The sequence below is a fragment of the Streptosporangium sp. NPDC002524 genome, assembly GCF_040295985.1.
In the GTDB taxonomy this organism is placed as follows: Bacteria; Actinomycetota; Actinomycetes; order Streptosporangiales; family Streptosporangiaceae; genus Streptosporangium.
Genome location: NZ_JBEOWK010000009.1, coordinates 17,832 through 34,035, shown reverse-complemented (window position 1 = coordinate 34,035; position 16,204 = coordinate 17,832). Strand labels below are relative to the sequence as shown.

Annotated in this window: 13 protein-coding genes and 1 riboswitch; of the genes, 5 read left to right on the top strand and 8 right to left on the bottom strand. The window is 72.1% G+C overall.

What is annotated here, in order from left to right; translation table 11 throughout:
- The first annotated feature begins 214 nt into the window (after positions 1 to 214).
- A riboswitch (cobalamin riboswitch) is annotated at positions 215 to 392 on the top strand.
- A 200-nt stretch (positions 393 to 592) separates the two neighbouring features.
- Positions 593 to 922 carry a (2Fe-2S) ferredoxin domain-containing protein gene (locus tag ABT053_RS17370; RefSeq protein WP_350970047.1) on the top strand — a complete coding sequence of 110 codons (330 nt, stop codon included), beginning with the start codon at positions 593 to 595 and terminating at the stop codon, positions 920 to 922.
- A 146-nt stretch (positions 923 to 1,068) separates the two neighbouring features.
- Here the strand turns inward: ABT053_RS17370 and ABT053_RS17365 are convergent, their stop codons facing one another.
- Positions 1,069 to 3,714: a ricin-type beta-trefoil lectin domain protein gene (locus ABT053_RS17365; protein ID WP_350970046.1), complete on the bottom strand. Its 2,646-nt coding sequence runs from the start codon at positions 3,712 to 3,714 to the stop codon at positions 1,069 to 1,071.
- Between the two features lie 324 nt (positions 3,715 to 4,038).
- Here ABT053_RS17365 and ABT053_RS17360 point away from each other — a divergent pair, with 324 nt between their 5' ends.
- Positions 4,039 to 5,127, top strand: coding sequence for a methyltransferase (locus tag ABT053_RS17360; RefSeq protein WP_350970045.1), 1,089 nt, complete (start codon positions 4,039 to 4,041; stop codon positions 5,125 to 5,127).
- A gap of 152 nt (positions 5,128 to 5,279) precedes the next feature.
- Here ABT053_RS17360 and ABT053_RS17355 read toward each other — a convergent pair whose 3' ends face one another.
- Positions 5,280 to 5,690 (bottom strand): VOC family protein, encoded by a 411-nt coding sequence (locus ABT053_RS17355; RefSeq protein ID WP_350970044.1) that lies wholly within the window; start codon positions 5,688 to 5,690, stop codon positions 5,280 to 5,282.
- 10 nt (positions 5,691 to 5,700) lie between these two features.
- Positions 5,701 to 6,141, bottom strand: coding sequence for a helix-turn-helix transcriptional regulator (locus tag ABT053_RS17350; protein WP_350970043.1), 441 nt, complete (start codon positions 6,139 to 6,141; stop codon positions 5,701 to 5,703).
- A gap of 193 nt (positions 6,142 to 6,334) precedes the next feature.
- Here ABT053_RS17350 and ABT053_RS17345 point away from each other — a divergent pair, with 193 nt between their 5' ends.
- Both ABT053_RS17345 and ABT053_RS17340 read left to right on the top strand, forming a co-directional pair.
- Positions 6,335 to 7,015 carry a hypothetical protein gene (locus ABT053_RS17345; protein WP_350970042.1) on the top strand — a complete coding sequence of 227 codons (681 nt, stop codon included), beginning with the start codon at positions 6,335 to 6,337 and terminating at the stop codon, positions 7,013 to 7,015.
- 262 nt (positions 7,016 to 7,277) lie between these two features.
- Positions 7,278 to 7,907: a DoxX family protein gene (locus ABT053_RS17340; RefSeq protein WP_350970041.1), complete on the top strand. Its 630-nt coding sequence runs from the start codon at positions 7,278 to 7,280 to the stop codon at positions 7,905 to 7,907.
- Positions 7,908 to 8,091: 184 nt separating this feature from the next.
- Here the strand turns inward: ABT053_RS17340 and ABT053_RS17335 are convergent, their stop codons facing one another.
- Complete coding sequence (locus ABT053_RS17335; protein ID WP_350970040.1) at positions 8,092 to 8,742, bottom strand: MOSC domain-containing protein; 651 nt, start codon at positions 8,740 to 8,742, stop codon at positions 8,092 to 8,094.
- 386 nt (positions 8,743 to 9,128) lie between these two features.
- On the opposite strand from ABT053_RS17335, the gene ABT053_RS17330 reads away from it, so the two are divergent.
- On the top strand, positions 9,129 to 9,986 hold the full coding sequence (locus tag ABT053_RS17330; protein WP_350970039.1) for an NPP1 family protein: 858 nt from the start codon (positions 9,129 to 9,131) through the stop codon (positions 9,984 to 9,986).
- A gap of 5 nt (positions 9,987 to 9,991) precedes the next feature.
- On the opposite strand, the gene ABT053_RS17325 is transcribed toward ABT053_RS17330, so the two are convergent.
- The 4 genes from ABT053_RS17325 to ABT053_RS17310 form a co-directional block, all read right to left on the bottom strand.
- Positions 9,992 to 12,529: an FtsX-like permease family protein gene (locus ABT053_RS17325; RefSeq protein WP_350970038.1), complete on the bottom strand. Its 2,538-nt coding sequence runs from the start codon at positions 12,527 to 12,529 to the stop codon at positions 9,992 to 9,994.
- The gene (locus tag ABT053_RS17320; protein WP_350970037.1) at positions 12,526 to 13,218 is read right to left on the bottom strand and encodes an ABC transporter ATP-binding protein; all 693 of its coding nucleotides are present in this window, start codon (positions 13,216 to 13,218) and stop codon (positions 12,526 to 12,528) included. The genes ABT053_RS17325 and ABT053_RS17320 overlap by 4 nt, the downstream gene beginning before the upstream one ends.
- A complete protein-coding gene (locus tag ABT053_RS17315; RefSeq protein WP_350970036.1) occupies positions 13,215 to 13,739 on the bottom strand; it encodes a PadR family transcriptional regulator in 525 nt (174 codons plus the stop codon). The genes ABT053_RS17320 and ABT053_RS17315 overlap by 4 nt, the downstream gene beginning before the upstream one ends.
- A 129-nt stretch (positions 13,740 to 13,868) precedes the next feature.
- Positions 13,869 to 16,166, bottom strand: a complete 2,298-nt coding sequence (locus ABT053_RS17310; protein WP_350970035.1) for a S8 family serine peptidase — start codon at positions 16,164 to 16,166, stop codon at positions 13,869 to 13,871.
- Between the last annotated feature and the right edge of the window lie 38 nt (positions 16,167 to 16,204).

Below are 16,204 nucleotides of genomic sequence, written 5' to 3'. Positions count from 1 at the left end.
GGGGGAGGCGGAGAGGGCGGAGGCCCCCGTTCCCGCGGTGACGGTACGGGCGGGAGCGCGGCGCCGCACGGTGGGTCCAATGATCACGTACATTTCGCGATCACGCCAGGAAGGGATTCCGGCCTTCCCGGTCCCGGTCCCGGTCCGGGTCCGGGTCCGGGGGAGGGGCGGGGCGGGGCGGCGTCCGCGCGGGGGCGGGTCCTGCCGCCGCCGGTGGCTGTGCGACCATGGTCGGCGAAGGCGACGGCGGAACGAGGAAGCCGGTGTGAATCCGGCGCGGTCCCGCCACTGTGATCGGCGAGCGAATCCCGACGAGGCCACTGCCCGCGAGGGCGGGAAGGCCGGGAGGAGCCTCGACCCGAGAGCCAGGAGACTCACGCTGTCGCCCCCTCACGAAACGGGGCGGATCTCCCCAGGAGAGGACGGCGGCCGTCATGCGGTTCCCCCGGCACGGCGTCCCGCGACCTGCCCGGCGCGCGAGCTTCTCCCGGTGACCCGGCCTCCCGGTGACCCGGCCTCCCGGCGGCGTCCCTCCCCGCCCGCCGCCGGAGCCCCGCCCCCTGGATCGCATCGGAAAGGGACTCACCCCCGCATGAGCAGGCTCACCGTCTGCCGGGACTGCTGCTGCGGCAGCACCGGCAAGGTCCCCGCCCTCGACCACGCCGAGCAGCTCCGCCGCCTGTCGGAGATCGCCGAGGTCCGCGTCAGCGAGTGCCTGGACGTGTGCGAGCAGGCCAACGTGGTCGTCGTGCGGCCCTCACCCGCCGGACGTGCCGCGGGCGGGCGGCCGGTGTGGCTCGGCCTGGTCAACCACCCCGACGCCGTCGAGGACATCGCCGCCTGGATCAGGGCCGGAGGCCCCGGCCTCGCCCCGATCCCCGACATCCTCACCCTGTACGTCTTCACGAGGCCCCGTTCGTAACGCGCCTTCCGCGCCACCCGGCCGCTCCCCGGCCGCCCCCGTGTCCGCGCTCCGGGGAGGGGGGTGGCCACGGGAGCCACCGAGCCCCCGCGCGTCGGCCGGGGGTGGGTGCGGGAGTCACGGCTCCCGCACCCACCCCCGCCGGGCTACTGCTTCCTGAACGTCTGCGCCAGGCTGCCGTTGCAGTCCCACAGCCGCAGCCTCGCGGCGTTGGCCGTGGAACCGTTGGGCGAGTCGAGGCAGCGGCCGGACTGCGGGTTGAGCAGCGCGCCGTTGCCCTGGGGCACCCACTGCTGGGCTCCGCCGCCGTTGCAGTCCCACAGCTGCACCGGTGACCCGTTCGCCGTCGCGTTGCCCGTCACGTCCAGGCACCGGTTGAGCGTGCGCAGTCCCGTGCCGTCCCACGCCCAGTGCTGGTCGACGGCGTGGGGCTGGCAGTCCCACAGCTGCACCGCGGCGCCGTTGCCGCCGGTGTCGTCGGCGGCCACGTCCACGCACTTGCCGCCGGGGCCGTTGACGAACGTGGCCCCGGCGGAGCCTCCGCCCAGCCGGAAGGTCTGCGCCGCGGCGCCGTTGCAGTCCCACAGCTGGAGCCTGGCCCCGTTGGCCGAGGAGCCGTTGGGTGAGTCGAGGCAGCGGCCGGACTGCGGGTTGAGCAGTGCGCCGTTGCCCTGGGGTACCCACTGCTGGGCGCCGCCGCCGTTGCAGTCCCACAGCTGGACCGGTGACCCGTTCGCCGTCGCGTTACCGGTCACGTCCAGGCATCGGTTCAGCGTGCGCAGGGCGTTGCCGTCCCGGGTCCAGTGCTGGTCGGCGGCGTTGATCTGGCAGTCCCACACCTGCACGGCGGAGCCGTTGCCGCCGGTGTCGTCGGCGGCCACGTCCACGCACTTGTTCCCGGGAGCGCCGATCGGCCGGCCGGGCGGGGGAGGGGCGGTGTTCAGCCGCTTCGACGCCGCGATGATGCCGAGGTTGGCCGCCCGCACCCGGGCGGCGTCGAACTTCACCACCTGCCGGTCGTAGGTCCAGAAGCCGTTGACCTCGCCCTCGACGTCGAACGGCTGCGTGTAGACGAGCGCGCTGAGCCCCCGGGCGTGCATGAGGTTCGCCGACTGGGCGACGAGGCTCACGTACCGGTCGGTGATCGACTGCGTGTTCGGGTGCGTCTCGTACGCGCCGAACTGGCCGTTGGGGCTGTACTCGTGACCGGGGGTGCGCACGCCCAGCCCGCCGTACTCGCCGAGCACGGAGGTCCGGGTGCTCGTCGGCGTCGGCGCGTCGGGGCCGACGTAGATGTGCCAGTCCATGATGTCGCCGTTGCCCGGGTCACCCTTGGAGGCGCAGCAGTTGTAGCCGCTGTGCCCGTTGACGAGCCTGGTCGGGTCCTGGTTCTTGACGTTCTGGATGATCCGGGTGGTGTCGGCCAGGTTCCACTCGCCCCAGCCCTCGTTGAACGGGACGTAGGCGACGGTCGAGGGTGACGAGCGGTGCTCGTCGACGATCTCCCTCAGCTCGCTCTCCCACTGCGCGTGGTGGGCGGCGTTGCCCCCGCCCATGCTCGGCATGTCCTGCCAGACCAGCAGGCCGATGCGGTCGGCGTGGTAGAACCACCGCTGCGGCTCCACCTTGATGTGCTTGCGGACCATGTTGAAGCCGAGGTCCTTGGTCTTCTGCAGGTCGCTCGCGAGCGCGGCGTCGGTCGGCGCCGTGTACAGGCCGTCGGGCCAGAAGCCCTGGTCCAGCACCCCGTTCTGCATGACGAACTGGCTGTTGAGCGTCAGCGCGAGCCGCCCGTTGACCACGGCCTTGCCGACCTCGCGCATCCCGAAGTAGTGCGTCGTCTGGTCGACGGTCGCGTTCGAGCCGTTGCGCAGGGAGATCCGCAGGTTGTACAGGAACGGGTCGTCCGGCGACCAGCGCCGCGCGCCGGGAACGGGGACGCTGAAGTCGGTGAACCCGCCGGTCGCGGTGCCGACGACGGCCGAGCCGTTCAGCGCCTCGGCGTACACCGAGTGCCCCGAGACGTCGCCGCGGGTGAACACGCGCACCCGCAGGGTGTTGTTGGCGAGGTTCGGGTAGAAGTCGACGCTGTAGATCGACGAGGTCGGGGTCGGCTCCAGCCACACCGTCTGCCAGATGCCCGACGACGGCGTGTACATGATGCCGCCCGGGTTGCGGACCTGCTTGCCGCGGGCGGGGTTGGTCCCGTTCACCCCGGAGTCCGACGGGTCGAAGACCCGCACGACCAGCTCGTTCGTCCCGCCGTTGAGCTGCGGGGTGATGTCGAACTCGAACCGGTCGTAGCCGCCGGTGTGCCCGCCGACCTGCACGCCGTTCACCCACACGGTCGTCTGCCAGTCCACGGCGCCGAAGTGCAGCTGCACCCGGCGGCCGGTCCAGCCGGCCGGCACGGTGAACGTCCGCCGGTAGGTCAGGTAGTAGCGGTTGTCGTTGGCCGCCCGCTTGATCCCGGACAGGGCCGACTCCACCGGGAACGGCACGTTGACGCGCTCCGGCAGCGTCTGCCCGAACACGGGCGCGTCGTTCGTGGTCGACTGCCGCAGCTGCCACTCCCCGTTGAGGTTCTGCCAGTCGGGCCGGGTCATCTGCGGGCGGGGGTACTCCGGCAGCGGCGTGCCGTTCAACGCCTGGTTCGTCCACGGCGTCGTCAGCGGCGACGGCTGGGCCGGGGCGGCGCCGGCCTGGGGCGCGCCGACGACCAGCGTCGCGAGGCCGACGACGCAGACGACGACGGCGTGCAGCAGCCGTCGCCAAGGGCGTACTCGTTGCATGGGATCTCCTCAGGGGGTGGGGGTTCGGAGATGTGGGACCCGGTGGCGGAGCTTCGCGGGTGCCCGCCACCGGCCGCGGCCGGGCGGGCACCCAACAGAGGGGGTGATCAAAAGTGAATACTTTGAAACATCTATGTGTCAATATTTGATCGAATACGATCAGTCCAATTTTGGGATCATGGATCCGAGGCGGCGAAGGCCCGCGCCGCGAGAAGCCCGCAGGCCCCGCGCTGCACCGCTCAGGGAGGTCGTGAAGGGGGAGGATCGCCGATTCGTCCAAGCCAGGACCGGCGCCGGCCCGCACCATGGGGGCAGGAGGTACGTATGACGAGCAACGACGAGGCGCCCGCGACGACCGGGACGCCCCTGACGGCCGGGACGACCGGTGGCGCCGTGCCGGACGGGTTCGACGCGTGGCGGACCATGACGCCGCTGATGGACCTGGTGACCCCGATGGCGCTCCGGGTGGCCGTGACCCTGCGGCTGCCCGATCTGGTGGACGAGGACGGTTCGGACATCGGCGACCTGGCCGCCAGGGCCGGCGCGGACCCGGACGCGCTGGGACGGCTGCTGCGCCACCTGGTCGGCCGCGACGTGTTCGCCGAGCCCCGGCCGGGCACGTTCGCGGCGACCGGGACGAGCACCCTGCTGCGCCGGGACCACCCGTCCGCGGTGTGGCGGTGGCTGGACCTGGACGGGTTCGGCGGCCGGATGGACCTGGCCTTCACCGGCCTGGCGGACACGGTACGGACCGGCCTGCCCGCCTGGCCGGCGGTTTTCGGCGCACCGTTCTGGGACCACCTCGACGCGAACCCCGAGCTGAGCGCCTCCTTCGACGCGACGATGGCGGTCGACAGCGGGTACGCCGAGCTGGCGGAGGGCTACGACTGGCCATCACTGGGCCGGGTGGCCGACGTCGGCGGCGGCACCGGAGTGCTGCTGGCCGAGCTGCTGCTGCGCCACGAGGGCCTGCGCGGTGTGCTGATCGACCTGCCGGACACCGCCTCACGCGCGCGGAGGTACCTGGACGGACGCGGGCTGGCGGACCGGTGCGAGACGGCCGGGCGGAGTTTCTTCGACGAGCTGCCCGGCGGCGCCGGCGCGTACGTGCTCAACCGCGTGCTGCACGACTGGGCCGACGCCGAGGCGATCGCCGTCCTGCGCCGCTGCGCCGAGGCGGCGGGCCCGCGCGGCCGGGTGCTGATCCTCGAGTCGCCGCTCGTCTCGGGGACCGATCCGGCCATGTTCGCGGAGATGAACCTGCGGATGCTGGTCCTGTCCGGCGGCAGGGAGCGGACCGTCGACGACTACCGGGCGCTGGCCGAGGCCGCCGGGCTGCGGGTCGCCGCCGTACGCGACGTCACGGCCCGGCACACCGTCGTCGAGTGCGTCCCGGCCGCCGCCGGCACCTGACGGTCCTTTCCCGCAGGGGCCGTGTCCGGCGCCTCCGGCACCTCCGGGACCGCCCGGCATACGAGACCGCCCGGCCTTCGGGACCGCCCGGCACACGAGACCGCCCGGCGCGCGAGGCGTCCGGGCGGTGGTGGCGTCGCCACGGCCGGGCGTTACGCCTTGGCCTCCTGCTGGATCCGCACCATGTTGCCCGAGGGGTCGCGGAAGGCGCAGTCGCGCGGCCCCCAGGGCTGGTCGATCGGCTCCTGCAGCACCTCGGCGCCCGACGCCCGTACCCGCTCGAAGGCCGCGTCGAGATCGTCGGTGCTGAAGACGCTCATCGGCAGGACCCCCTTGGTGAGCAGCTCCTGCAGGGCGTCGCCGTCGGCCTGGGAACGACCGGCGTGCGGTTCGGAGAGCACGATCTCCAGGCCCGGCTGGGTCGCGCTGCCGAGGGTGACCCAGCGGAATCCGCCGGAGGCGACGTCGTTGCGTACTTCGAGGCCGAGCCCGTCGCGGTAGAAGGCGAGCGATTCGTCCAGGTCGTTGACGGTGATGTGGCAGTACTGGAGTGCGATGGTCATAGCGCCAACGTTAGGCGGCGGCGGTACGGTCCGCTTCTCGGATCCTGCTCGGCGGGTTTCGCGCCGGGCGGGTCCGGACCTTCGCCACGCACGCGGGCATCGCCGCCACGGCGCTGTGCTCCCGGCCGCGGTACGCGCTCGGCGTCTCCCCGACGATCTCGGTGAACCGCGAGCTGAACGAGCCGAGCGAGGTACAGCCGACCGCCATGCACGCGTCGGTCACGCTCATCCCGCCGCGCAGCAGCGCCATCGCCCGCTCGATCCGGCGGGTCATGAGGTAGCTGTACGGCGTCTCGCCGTAGGCCGCCCGGAACCGCCGGGAGAAGTGCGCCGGCGACATGAGCGCGCGGCGGGCCATCGTCGGCACGTCGAGCGGCCGGGCGTACTCCCGGTCGATCAGATCCCGGGCCCGGCGCAGGTGCGCGAGGTTGGCGAGGTCCTCCGGGCTCATGGGGCGACCCTACCACCTGCGCGAACGGGACCTAAGGCGGTGAATTCATTATAAATCTACATTGTAAAGGCATCTGGCAGTTTTAACGTCATTAACATCAAAAGGGAACAATCAGGCATTCGACGTGTGCATGGACGTAGATCGTTGAAACCGGTACCGTCAACCCCGTAGTCGTGGTGACAGGAGTCGCGGGATGTCCTCAAAAACGGCCAGGCGACCTCGTGTCCCGGCCCAGCCGGGTGCTCGTCCGTCCAGCCGGACGGGTCTCATCGTGGCCGTTCTCGCCGCCGTCGTGGTGGCCGGGCCGGTGGGGTATTTCCTCGGTCGCCCCGACGCCTCCCAGGTCGCCGTCGCCGACATGCGTGAGGCGGAGGCGAAGCGGGACGTCCAGCAGATCGGTGAGCTGACGTCCGTGGCCCGGACGACCGTCGGTGAGCTGAACGGGGTGCTGGCCGGGCTCGCGGAGGTGCTTCCCCGGGACGGGAAGCCCGGTGCGCGGTCGGCGGAGCCGGCGGAGGTCGACGGGTGGCGGAAGGCCGTGCGGCAGGCCGTCGACAGGCACGCGGAGACTCCTTCGGGGACGACCGCGACCAACGTGGCCCGTGCGGGGCTCCGGAGCGCGGTGGACGCCATGGCGATCGCGGTCGACGCGTACGCGGCCGGTTCGCGGCTTCCCGAGGACTCGCGGCGGACCTTCCTCGATCTGGCGGCCCGTCAGCGGTCCGCCGCCGTCGCGACGTGGTCCGTCGCGGCGACCCAGCTGGACCAGATCAGTATCGACGCCGGTCACGGCCACCAGCACGTCTATCTGACGGGTGTTCCGGGTGAGGAGGGCATCTCCGCGGACACCGTCCCGGAGGGCAGCCCCGGCTAGCCGCCAGCCAGGTCCGGCGGGGCGGACGCCGGGCCTGTCCGCCCCGCGTGGTGGCTCGGTGGTTCAGTAGCAGAGGTAGGGGCTGTAGGTCTGGTCGCTGTGTCGCGGGCCGCGTGACAGGGCCGAAGGTCCTGTGGGTGAGGGACCTTCGAGGAGCGCGGGTCGGTTCGTACGGCTCTGTGGCGGGGCGTGGGGAGGCGGTGTGATGAGGACGTCACGAAGACCGCCGAACATCACGAAGCGCCGGGGAAAGGGAGCCGTCATGGCCGCCACTCATGGGTACGAGGTTCACACCGGGACGTTCGCGGGCGGTGTCCCGGAGCCGGTCGTTCCCGGGGCGGCTGTCCCCGCGCAGGCCGTTCCCGCGTCGGCCGCCGAGCCTTCGGGGGACGGGCGGCGGGCTGCCGGGCGTCCGGCCGGCTACGCGTGGGCGATCGCCCGGATCGGTCTGGGGTGGATCTTCCTGTGGGCGTTCCTGGACAAGGTCTTCGGCTGGGGGTTCGCCACTCCCGCCGAGCGGGCCTGGGTCAACGGGGGCAGCCCCACCACCGGTTTCCTCAAGGGCACCGGGGAGAACGCTCTGGGCGGGGTGTTCACCGGGCTGGCCGGGCAGGGGTGGGTCGACTGGCTGTTCATGCTCGGTCTGCTCGGGGTCGGGACCGCTCTCGTCCTGGGTGCGGGCCTGCGGGTCGCCGCCGTGGCGGGTGGTCTGATGATGGTCCTGATGTGGGCCGCCGCACTGCCGCTGGAGACGAATCCCTTCGTGGACGACCACCTCGTCTACGCCGTCGTGCTGGCCGGTCTGGCTCTGGACGGTGCCGGTGCCACCTGGGGCGTCGGCGGCTGGTGGGCCGCGACTCCTCTGGTGCGCCGCTATCCCGTCCTCCGGTAGCCGTTCCCCGGTGTTGACGGCGAGGCCCGCTCCGGGGGAGCGGGCCTTTTCCGTGCGTACGGGCCGGGGAGGTCGTACCTGAGGATCTCCAGGTCTGCCGGGTCGAGCTTCGTGTCCTTTCGTTCCGTGAGGGTGTGCAGGGGCGGAAGTCCTCTCGGGCGGGTGGTCCGGGCGGTGCCGGTGTCTACGCGGTGGTGCGCCGGCGGGCTCGTTCCTTGATCTCTTCCGGTAGGGCGTCGGCGGCCAGCAGTCGTGGCAGCAGGTTCGGTTCGAGTGTCATCGCCCGGAAGACGAGTGCGACGGTCGCCTCGTGGTCGGGCCGGTGCACGATCTCGATCGGGTCGGTGGCGCGGATGTCGCCGGGTTCGATCACGCGCAGGTACGCGCCCGGTCGTGCGGCCCGGGTGAATTGTTTGATCCAGCCCTCGCGTTCCAGCCAGCCCTGGAAGGTCGCGCACGGGAGGCGTGCGCACGACACCTCCAGGACGACGTCCGGGCCGATTCGCCATCGTTCGCCGATCAGGGCTTCGTTGACGTCCAGGCCCTGGGTGGTGAGGTTCTCGCCGAAGATCCCGTTCGGGAGTGGTCTGTCCAGCTCGGTCTCCCATCCGTCGAGGTCTTCGCGGGCGTAGGCGTAGACGGCCTGGTCGGGGCCGCCGTGGTGTTTCACGTCGTGGACGCGGTCGCCGGCGAGGCCGACGGCGCCGGTGCCCTTGGGGCCGGGGGCGGTGACGGTGACCGGGCCGTCGGCGGGCCGCTTGTCGATGCCGGTGGAGGCCAGTCCCTTCCAGGGGTTGGGGCGGGGCCGGCCGATGTTGACCGAGAGCAGCTTCATAACGGTGACGGTACGTTTCGCCGCTCACCCGGGCGACATCTTTTTCCGCTTCGGCCGCCGGCGAGCCGCGGTACCTGAGTCAGGGGGCCTGTCGCGGGAGGAGTTTTTCGGGCCGGTGCCGGACGTGCCGATCGCGGGTGTGGGCTCGATGCGCTTCGCGCGAGGGGTTTCCATCCGGACAATTTGTGATCTTTCGCTCGTGGTTCATCCGCTGACCGTCGCCGATACATGTCGGCGTCATTTGCCGCGGAGACCTTGATCAAGCGTCGGTTCCGTGGTGCCGTGCAGGTGCGAGGCACGCTCATCTCGGGGCGGAGAACGCGGCCGATGGGCACCACGCCGACGCGCTGTCAGGTCATGGAGCGGTTCTTCGAGAAAGCGGAAGAATGCGAAAGCTGTCGTCGTTCATGTCCACCGCGAAAGTACCGAAGCCGGCGATCGGGCCGGAGGGGAGCGAGTCCCGTCCCGCGTCTCCCGCGCGCAGGCGTTCCCGGCTCGGGATCGTGGCCGGGGTCGCCGTTCTGGGGGTCGTGCTCCCCGCGTCGGCGGCCTACGCCGATCCGCCGCGCAACCTGCCCCAGTCGGCGGGAGGGTATGAGTCGTCGTTCTCGCCGGCCTACGACTACGACGGCGACGGGTGCTACGCCACGCCCGGTATCGGGCCGGACGGGACGCTCGCGCCGGGGCTGAACCCGACCGGCGCGGTCAACGGCAACTGCCGTGACCGGTCGGACCTGGACAACTCCCAGACCTATGCCCGCGCCAAGTGCAACAACGGCTGGTGCGCCATCGTGTACGCCAGCTACTTCGAGAAGGACCAGGCGTTGCCCGGCATCAGCCTCGGCGGCCACCGTCACGACTGGGAGCACGTCATCTCCTGGGTCAACCAGGCGTCCAACCAGGTGGAGTACGTCTCGACCACGCAGCACAGCAGTGTGGTGACCTATCCGCGTTCGCAGGTGCGTTTCGACGGGTCGCACCCCAAGGTCGTCTATCACAAGGACGGGGCGTCCACGCACTTCATCCGGCTCGCCACCGGCAACGACGAGCCGCCGGAGAACCACTACCAGAACTGGCGTTACCCCCCGCTGGTGGACTGGAACGGCTGGCCGAGCACCTCGCTGCGCGACAGGTTGATGAACGCGAACTTCGGTTCCGCGACCATCAAGATCAATGACGGCAGGTTCGGGGATCTCCTCTCGCGTTCCAAGCCCGGTGGCATTCCCTTCGATCCCTGGGCCTGAGGAGGTCACGGGCGGCGGCGGGCGAGGGGCGGCAGGGTCCGGGTGATCAGTGCCGCCGCGGTGGCCAGGACGGGCAGTCCGACCACCACGGCGATCAGGAACGGCCACGGTACGGCGATCGTGGCCGGGTCCCCGGCGCCGTTCGTCGTCATCGGCCGGCTCAGTGCCACGCCCGTCACCGTTCCCGCGGCGAGTCCCACCAGTGCGCCGAGCCCGGAGATGTAGAGGGCCTGGCCGGCCACGACCATCCGTAGCGTCGCGGGCGGGGCGCCGATGGCCGCCATCGTGGTCCGTTCGGGCCGTGTGTCGGCGGCCGCCAGGCGGGTGGCGGCCAGGGTGCCGCCCACGACGAGGACGAGGGCGCCGGCGAGCCAGTTCCACAGTCCGGGGTCGGGGGTGCTGAGGTAGCCCTCTTCGGAGGCGACCGTGACGCGGGTGGTCACCTTGTTGAGGTCCTCCGCCAGTGTGGAGCCGGGTGGTAGCCGGTGCATGGCGTACAGCTGGCTCTCCTTGGTCGAGAAACCGGCCTGTTCGACCAGGGCGCGCGGCAGCAGGGCGCCGCCCTGGTGTTCGTCGGCGGGGACGGCCGGTACGGCGGGTACCTCCAGCCTGCGCGGGGGGCCGGAGATGGAGCCCGCCCGTAGTGTGAGTTTGCCGTCGCGCAGTGCGGAGGGGTCGAAGACCACGGCTTTGCCGCTCGCCAGCGCCGCGGCGGCGACGGGGTCGTGGCGTCCTTGCAGGAGGGTGAGCAGGGCCTGGTCGCCGATGGCCGCGCTGCGGCGTGTGCGTATCCCGTTCCAGCGCACGGTGTATCGCAGCGCGTAGCGGCGGTTGTCGGCGTTTCTCGCCTGGTAGCCGGAGGCCAGCGGCACGCCGGGCAGGTGGCGGGCGGTTTCGGCGCGGACCTTTTTCCAGGTCGCGTCGTCGACGGTGCCTGCCCAGATCGCCAGCATGCCGGCCGGGCGTGCCGAGGTGTAGGCGTTGCGCCGGTCCATGTACTCGCTGTGGGTGCCGATGCCCACCGCCACGACGGTGGCGGTGACCGCCATGACGGCCGCCACGGCGCTCGCAGTCCGGGAGCGGTGGCGGATCGCGTCGCGGAGGGCCATCCGCAGCGGGAGGCGCAGCCGGGCGGCCGGTCGTCCCGTCTGGCGGACCAGCCAGGGTGTCAGGACGACCAGTCCGAGCAGGACCAGCACCGCGGCGGAGAGCACCCACACCGAGCCGGACTGGCGCCGGGCCACCACGGTCGCCCCCAGGCCGGCCAGCACCAGGACGGCTCCGAGCAGGGGCCAGCCCCGCCGGTCGGGTGTCGCGGGCGTGCGGTTGGCCAGTACGGTGGCGGTGTTCTGGCGGCCCGCCTGCAGGGCGGGTACCAGTGCCGCGACGAGTCCGGTGAGCAGGCCCAGCGCGGCGACGCTCAGGACCGGTGCCCACGGTACCTCCGGCGGGCCGGCCTGCCCGCCCCAGCGCGCCACGACCGGGGCGCCCAGCGTTCCGGCCGCGACGCCCAGCGCGGTCGCGGCGAGGGTGGCCGGGGCGCCGAGGACCAGCCCGTCGGCCAGCACGATCGTCCGCAGTTGCCGGGCCGAGCCGCCTTGGGCGGCGATCTCGGCCAGTTCCCTGCGCCGTCTGCGGAGGCCGACGGCGAAGGCGGGCCCGGCCAGCAGCACGGTGACCAGCACCACCATGATCACCATGGCGCCGATCCCGACCGTGTACTGGACGCCGGCGTTCAAGGGGCGGGCCGGGGGTTGCGGCGATTCCGTGATCATGGCGCGGGAGGTGACGTACACGCCGGCCCTGTTGAGGGCGGGCACGTCGGTCCAGAGCACCGGTTTCGGGGTGTCGGCGAGCCATCCGGTGCCGGACTCGCGCGGGGTCCAGAACTTCCCCGGCGGCGGCAGGGGGAGGTCCGGGCCCACGATCTTGCGGAGGGTGGGCAGGTAGGGGTGTTCGACCACGCCCACCACCGGCAGTGGCGCCGTGCCGGACAGCCGCAGGAGGTCGCCGGGCCGCAGGCCGAGCGCGGGGGTCACCGCGACCTCGCGGGCGGAGGGGAACCTGCCCTCGCTCAGCGTCAGCGTTCCCCTGGTGAGGGGGTCGCGCAGGTCGGTCTCCAGGGCGTCGACTTCGAGGGGGTCGCGCAGGCCGGTCTGCGGCGCGTCGGCCGGCTCGGCGTCCAGGCGGAGCACGCCGGTGTTGAAGGGGACCAGCCGGGTGCCCGGTCCGAGCAGGGCCGCCACCTCGGCGGCGCCGGGCCTGGGCGCGGTCGCCTCGATGCCGGTGCTCCAGCTCGCCCCGCCGTCCCGGTCCTGGCTGAGCACCGTGCCGGCGGGTGACTGCGCGAGGTGGGCGTCGGCCGTGCCGAGTTCGGTCGTCAGTCCTTCCCGTGGTGTGATCCGCATCGTCTCGGTGAGGGTGAGGAGTGTCGTGATCACCAGGACGGGCAGGCCGATCATCGTCATGATGAGCGCGCTGCGTCCCCGGGAGCGCCACGCGCCGCGGCGGGCGACGCGCAGCGCGACGCGGACGGCGCTCATCGGGCGCTCTCCAGTGACACGTCCGTGGAGTCGGTGATCGTCCCGTCGCGGAGGAACACCACCCGGTCGGCCCAGGCGGCGTAGCGCGGTTCGTGGGTGACGAGCAGGACCGCCGCGCCCGCGTCGCAGCGGGCGCGCAGTATCTGCAGGATCTCGTCGCCGGTGCGTGTGTCGAGGGCGCCGGTCGGTTCGTCGGCCAGCAGCAGGCGGCGCTCGCCCACCAGGGCGCGGGCGATGGCGACCCGCTGGCGCTGGCCGCCGGACAGTTCGTCGGGGAAGCGGTCGGCCAGGTGTGCCACGTCGATCTCCTCCAGCACGGTCATGGCCTCCTGCCTGGCGAGGCGTGTGCGTACGCCGTCGAGTTCGCGGGGCAGCATCACGTTCTCCGCCGCGGTCAGCGAGGTGATCAGGTTGAGGTCCTGGAAGACGTAGCCGACGCCGCGGCGGCGCAGTGCCGCCAGGTCGCGTACGGCGGCGAGGTCCTGCTCGCCGAGGTGTACCGTCCCCGTGGTGGGCCGGTCGAGGCCGCCCGCGAGGTTGAGCAGGGTCGACTTGCCCGACCCGGAGGGGCCCATGACCGCGACCAGCTCTCCTTCGCCGACCTCCAGGCTCACCCCCCGCAGGGCGTGTACGGCCGTCGCTCCCTCGCCGTGGAACCTGGTCACCTCGGCCAGCCGTACGACCGTCATCTTTCCTCCTTGAGAACGGCCTCGCAGTGGTCCAGCCACCGTTGCTCGGCCTCGGCCTGGAAGATCATGGAATCGAGGACGAGCCGCTGGGCCGCGCCCTCGGTGGTGGTTTGTTCGGTGGCGGTTCGTTTGGCCCTGGTCAGCTGCTGGAGGGCGCGCATGGTCGCGGTCCGCTGCTTGCGGACGACCTCGGCGACGTCGACCTCTTTGGCGGCGACGGCCATGGCCAGTTTGATGACGAGCTCGTCGCGTGGCCGGTCGGACTGGACGACCGGGGTGGCGAACCATCGGGTCATCTCCGCCAGGCCGGCCGTGGTGATGGTGTAGACGACCCGGCCCTGCTCGTCGGACTCGCCCGGCTCGACGAGGCCGTCGCGCTCCAGGCGTGACAGCGTCGTGTAGACCTGGCCGATGTTGAGCGGCCAGGTCGCCCCGGTCGACCCCTCGAACTCCACCCGCAGCTGGTAGCCGTGCCGGGGCCCCCTGCTGAGGAGGGCGAGCAGCCCGTGCCTGATCGACATAGATACTAAGTATGCATATTCAGTATGCAGTGCTCAAGGGGATCGGCCGTATCGGGCATGAGACGAGGCCGGGTGCCCCCCACGACGTGGAGGGCACCCGGCGGGAACGGCGGTGGTCGGCTCGGCAGGTCAGGAGGCGAGGACCCGCAGCTCGGAGAGCTGGCCGGCGGGCCAGGCGGTGTTGGCGGCGAACACCAGCCGGACGTAGCGTACGGCCGCCATGTTGAAGCTCGCCGACACCGCGTTCCCCGAGGCCGGGGTGAAGGCGTACGCCCGTGATCCGACGATCGGCCGGTAGGTGACGCCGTCGGTGCTGCCCTCGATGGACAGCGTCTGGGTGCGGGCGCCCCACGAGGGCGGCAGCGCCATCTCCACCTGGTAGATCCGGCAGGTCGCGCCGAGGTCGACGGTCAGGGACTGCGGGAAGGCGTTGTTGGCGCTCTCCCAGTAGGTGGAGGCGTTGCCGTCGACCGTGTTCGCCGTGCCGTACCCCGGCTGCGCGCTGCCCTGGACGGGCCGGCCGAGGGCGGCGTTCTTGCCGGACGCCGAGAACGCCTGCACCTCGGCGATCTTGATGGTCGGTGTCCAGGGGCCGGTCGGGAAGCTCAGCGACAGGCAGCACCCGTGGACCGGCGGGAAGGTGATCGTGACCTTGTTGCCGGTGGCCGGGCTGAAGCTGTAGCTCTGCGCCGGGCTCACCGTGACGTTGTCGACCGTGCCCACGTAGGCCGCCTGGACCGACATCGTCAGCGTCCGGGCCGGCTCGCCGGCCGGCAGCCGCACCACCACCTTGTCGGTCGTGCGGCGGCCGCCGTCGAAGGCGTAGTTGATCGACACCGAGTTCACGAACGCCGGGACCTCCCAGTAGGTGGCCGGGTCGCGGTCGACCGAGGAGAGGCCCCAGTGGCCGTCGGTGCCGGGCAGGGACCGGTTGTAGCCCATCACCAGCGGCAGCTCGGTGCCCGGCGCGATCACGCCGGACCTGGCCCGCGCCACGGCGGCGTAGGCGTCCAGCTTGCCGTGCCCCCAGACCTCGTTGACCGTCCCGGCCGAGGCGCAGGAGGTGTCGGGCTTGGGCACGGCGCTGGAGTCCAGGATCTGCCGGGTCGCGTCGACGTTGCCGCGCAACGACGGCACCGCCGCCCAGATGAGGGCCACCGTCGCCGCCGTGTGCGGGGAGGCCATGGAGGTCCCGCTGTAGCCGGCGTAGCCGCCGGGCACCGAGGAGCGCACGTTCACCCCGGGGGCGGCGATGTCCGGCTTGATGTAGGGGGCGCCGTCACCGCGGCTGGAGAAGGGCGCGATCACGTCGTCGACGTCGAAGGCCGCCGAGCTGTAGGCCTGGACGAGCCCGCCGGGGTAGCCCGCGGTCCCGCAGTCGGGGCCGTCGTTGCCGATGGCGAAGGCGGGGAAGATGCCCGCCTGGATCCAGGAGGACAGGACGTCGGCGTACCACTCCGAGTAGCCCGGGCCGCCCCAGGAGTTGTTCACCACGTCGGGGGCGAGGTCGGGCCGGGGGTTGTTGCCGCCGAGGTCGGTGGGGGCCAGCATCCACTGGCCGGCCGCGAGCAGGTCGGCGGCCGAGCAGGTGGTGCCCTCGCATCCCTTGGCCGCGATCCACTTCACCCCGGGGGCGACGCCGATCTTGTTCGTGCCGCCGTCGTCCCCGGCCATCGTCCCCATCGTGTGGGTGCCGTGCCCGTTGGTGTCGCACGGCGCGGCGGTGGGGCATCCGCCCACGGGGTTGAACCAGGCGTAGTTGTGGTTCGCCGCCCCGCCGGTGTTGCCCCGGTACTGTCCCAGCAGGGCGGGGTGGTCCCACTGGACGCCGGTGTCGATGTTGGCGACCACGATGCCCTGGCCGCGGTCGGAGAACTCCTCCCACACCTGGTCGGCGCCGATCTTGTCGACGTTCCACTCGACACCGGCCACCGTGGCCTGCGCCCGTGGGGCCACGGCGGGTTCCGGTACGGCGAGCGGGACGTCGGCCTCGATCTTCGCCACCTCGGGCAGCGCGGCGAGCCGCTCCAGCAGCGCGGCGTCGCCGGTCACCCTGACGGTGTTGGAGATCCAGAACGAGGTGAAGCCGGCGCCGGCGGCGCGCAGGGTGGCGACGACCCGCTTCTGGGAGGAGTCGGCCACGTCCTTGCGGGCGCGGATCACCTCGGTGGCCCGTCCCGCGCGGGTCCGCTCGCCCGCCGCGGCGCCGAGGTCGGCGCGCTGGGCGAGGCGTACCCAGAAGGTGGCGGCGCGGCCGCCGGCCACGCTGTCGCGGACCGCCGCCGGGATCTTGGGCGGCGGGGCGGGCTCGGCCGCCGCGAGCGTGAGCGCCGGGCCGCCCGCGTGGGCGGTGCCGGCGGGTAAGAGGAGAGCCATGGCGACGACGGCCGTCACCAGGGCATGCGGAAGCCGCATGAGTCGCGACAAGGAGAGGTCCTTTCCTAGGGGGACGTCCGGCGGCCGCT

Coding starts and splice junctions, on each gene's coding strand:
- ABT053_RS17370 (WP_350970047.1), top strand. CDS start 593: ATGAGCAGGCTCACCGTCTGCCGGGACTGCTGCTGCGGCAGCACCGGC.
- ABT053_RS17365 (WP_350970046.1), bottom strand. CDS start 3,714: ATGCAACGAGTACGCCCTTGGCGACGGCTGCTGCACGCCGTCGTCGTC.
- ABT053_RS17360 (WP_350970045.1), top strand. CDS start 4,039: ATGACGAGCAACGACGAGGCGCCCGCGACGACCGGGACGCCCCTGACG.
- ABT053_RS17355 (WP_350970044.1), bottom strand. CDS start 5,690: ATGACCATCGCACTCCAGTACTGCCACATCACCGTCAACGACCTGGAC.
- ABT053_RS17350 (WP_350970043.1), bottom strand. CDS start 6,141: ATGAGCCCGGAGGACCTCGCCAACCTCGCGCACCTGCGCCGGGCCCGG.
- ABT053_RS17345 (WP_350970042.1), top strand. CDS start 6,335: ATGTCCTCAAAAACGGCCAGGCGACCTCGTGTCCCGGCCCAGCCGGGT.
- ABT053_RS17340 (WP_350970041.1), top strand. CDS start 7,278: ATGGCCGCCACTCATGGGTACGAGGTTCACACCGGGACGTTCGCGGGC.
- ABT053_RS17335 (WP_350970040.1), bottom strand. CDS start 8,742: ATGAAGCTGCTCTCGGTCAACATCGGCCGGCCCCGCCCCAACCCCTGG.
- ABT053_RS17330 (WP_350970039.1), top strand. CDS start 9,129: ATGCGAAAGCTGTCGTCGTTCATGTCCACCGCGAAAGTACCGAAGCCG.
- ABT053_RS17325 (WP_350970038.1), bottom strand. CDS start 12,529: ATGAGCGCCGTCCGCGTCGCGCTGCGCGTCGCCCGCCGCGGCGCGTGG.
- ABT053_RS17320 (WP_350970037.1), bottom strand. CDS start 13,218: ATGACGGTCGTACGGCTGGCCGAGGTGACCAGGTTCCACGGCGAGGGA.
- ABT053_RS17315 (WP_350970036.1), bottom strand. CDS start 13,739: ATGTCGATCAGGCACGGGCTGCTCGCCCTCCTCAGCAGGGGGCCCCGG.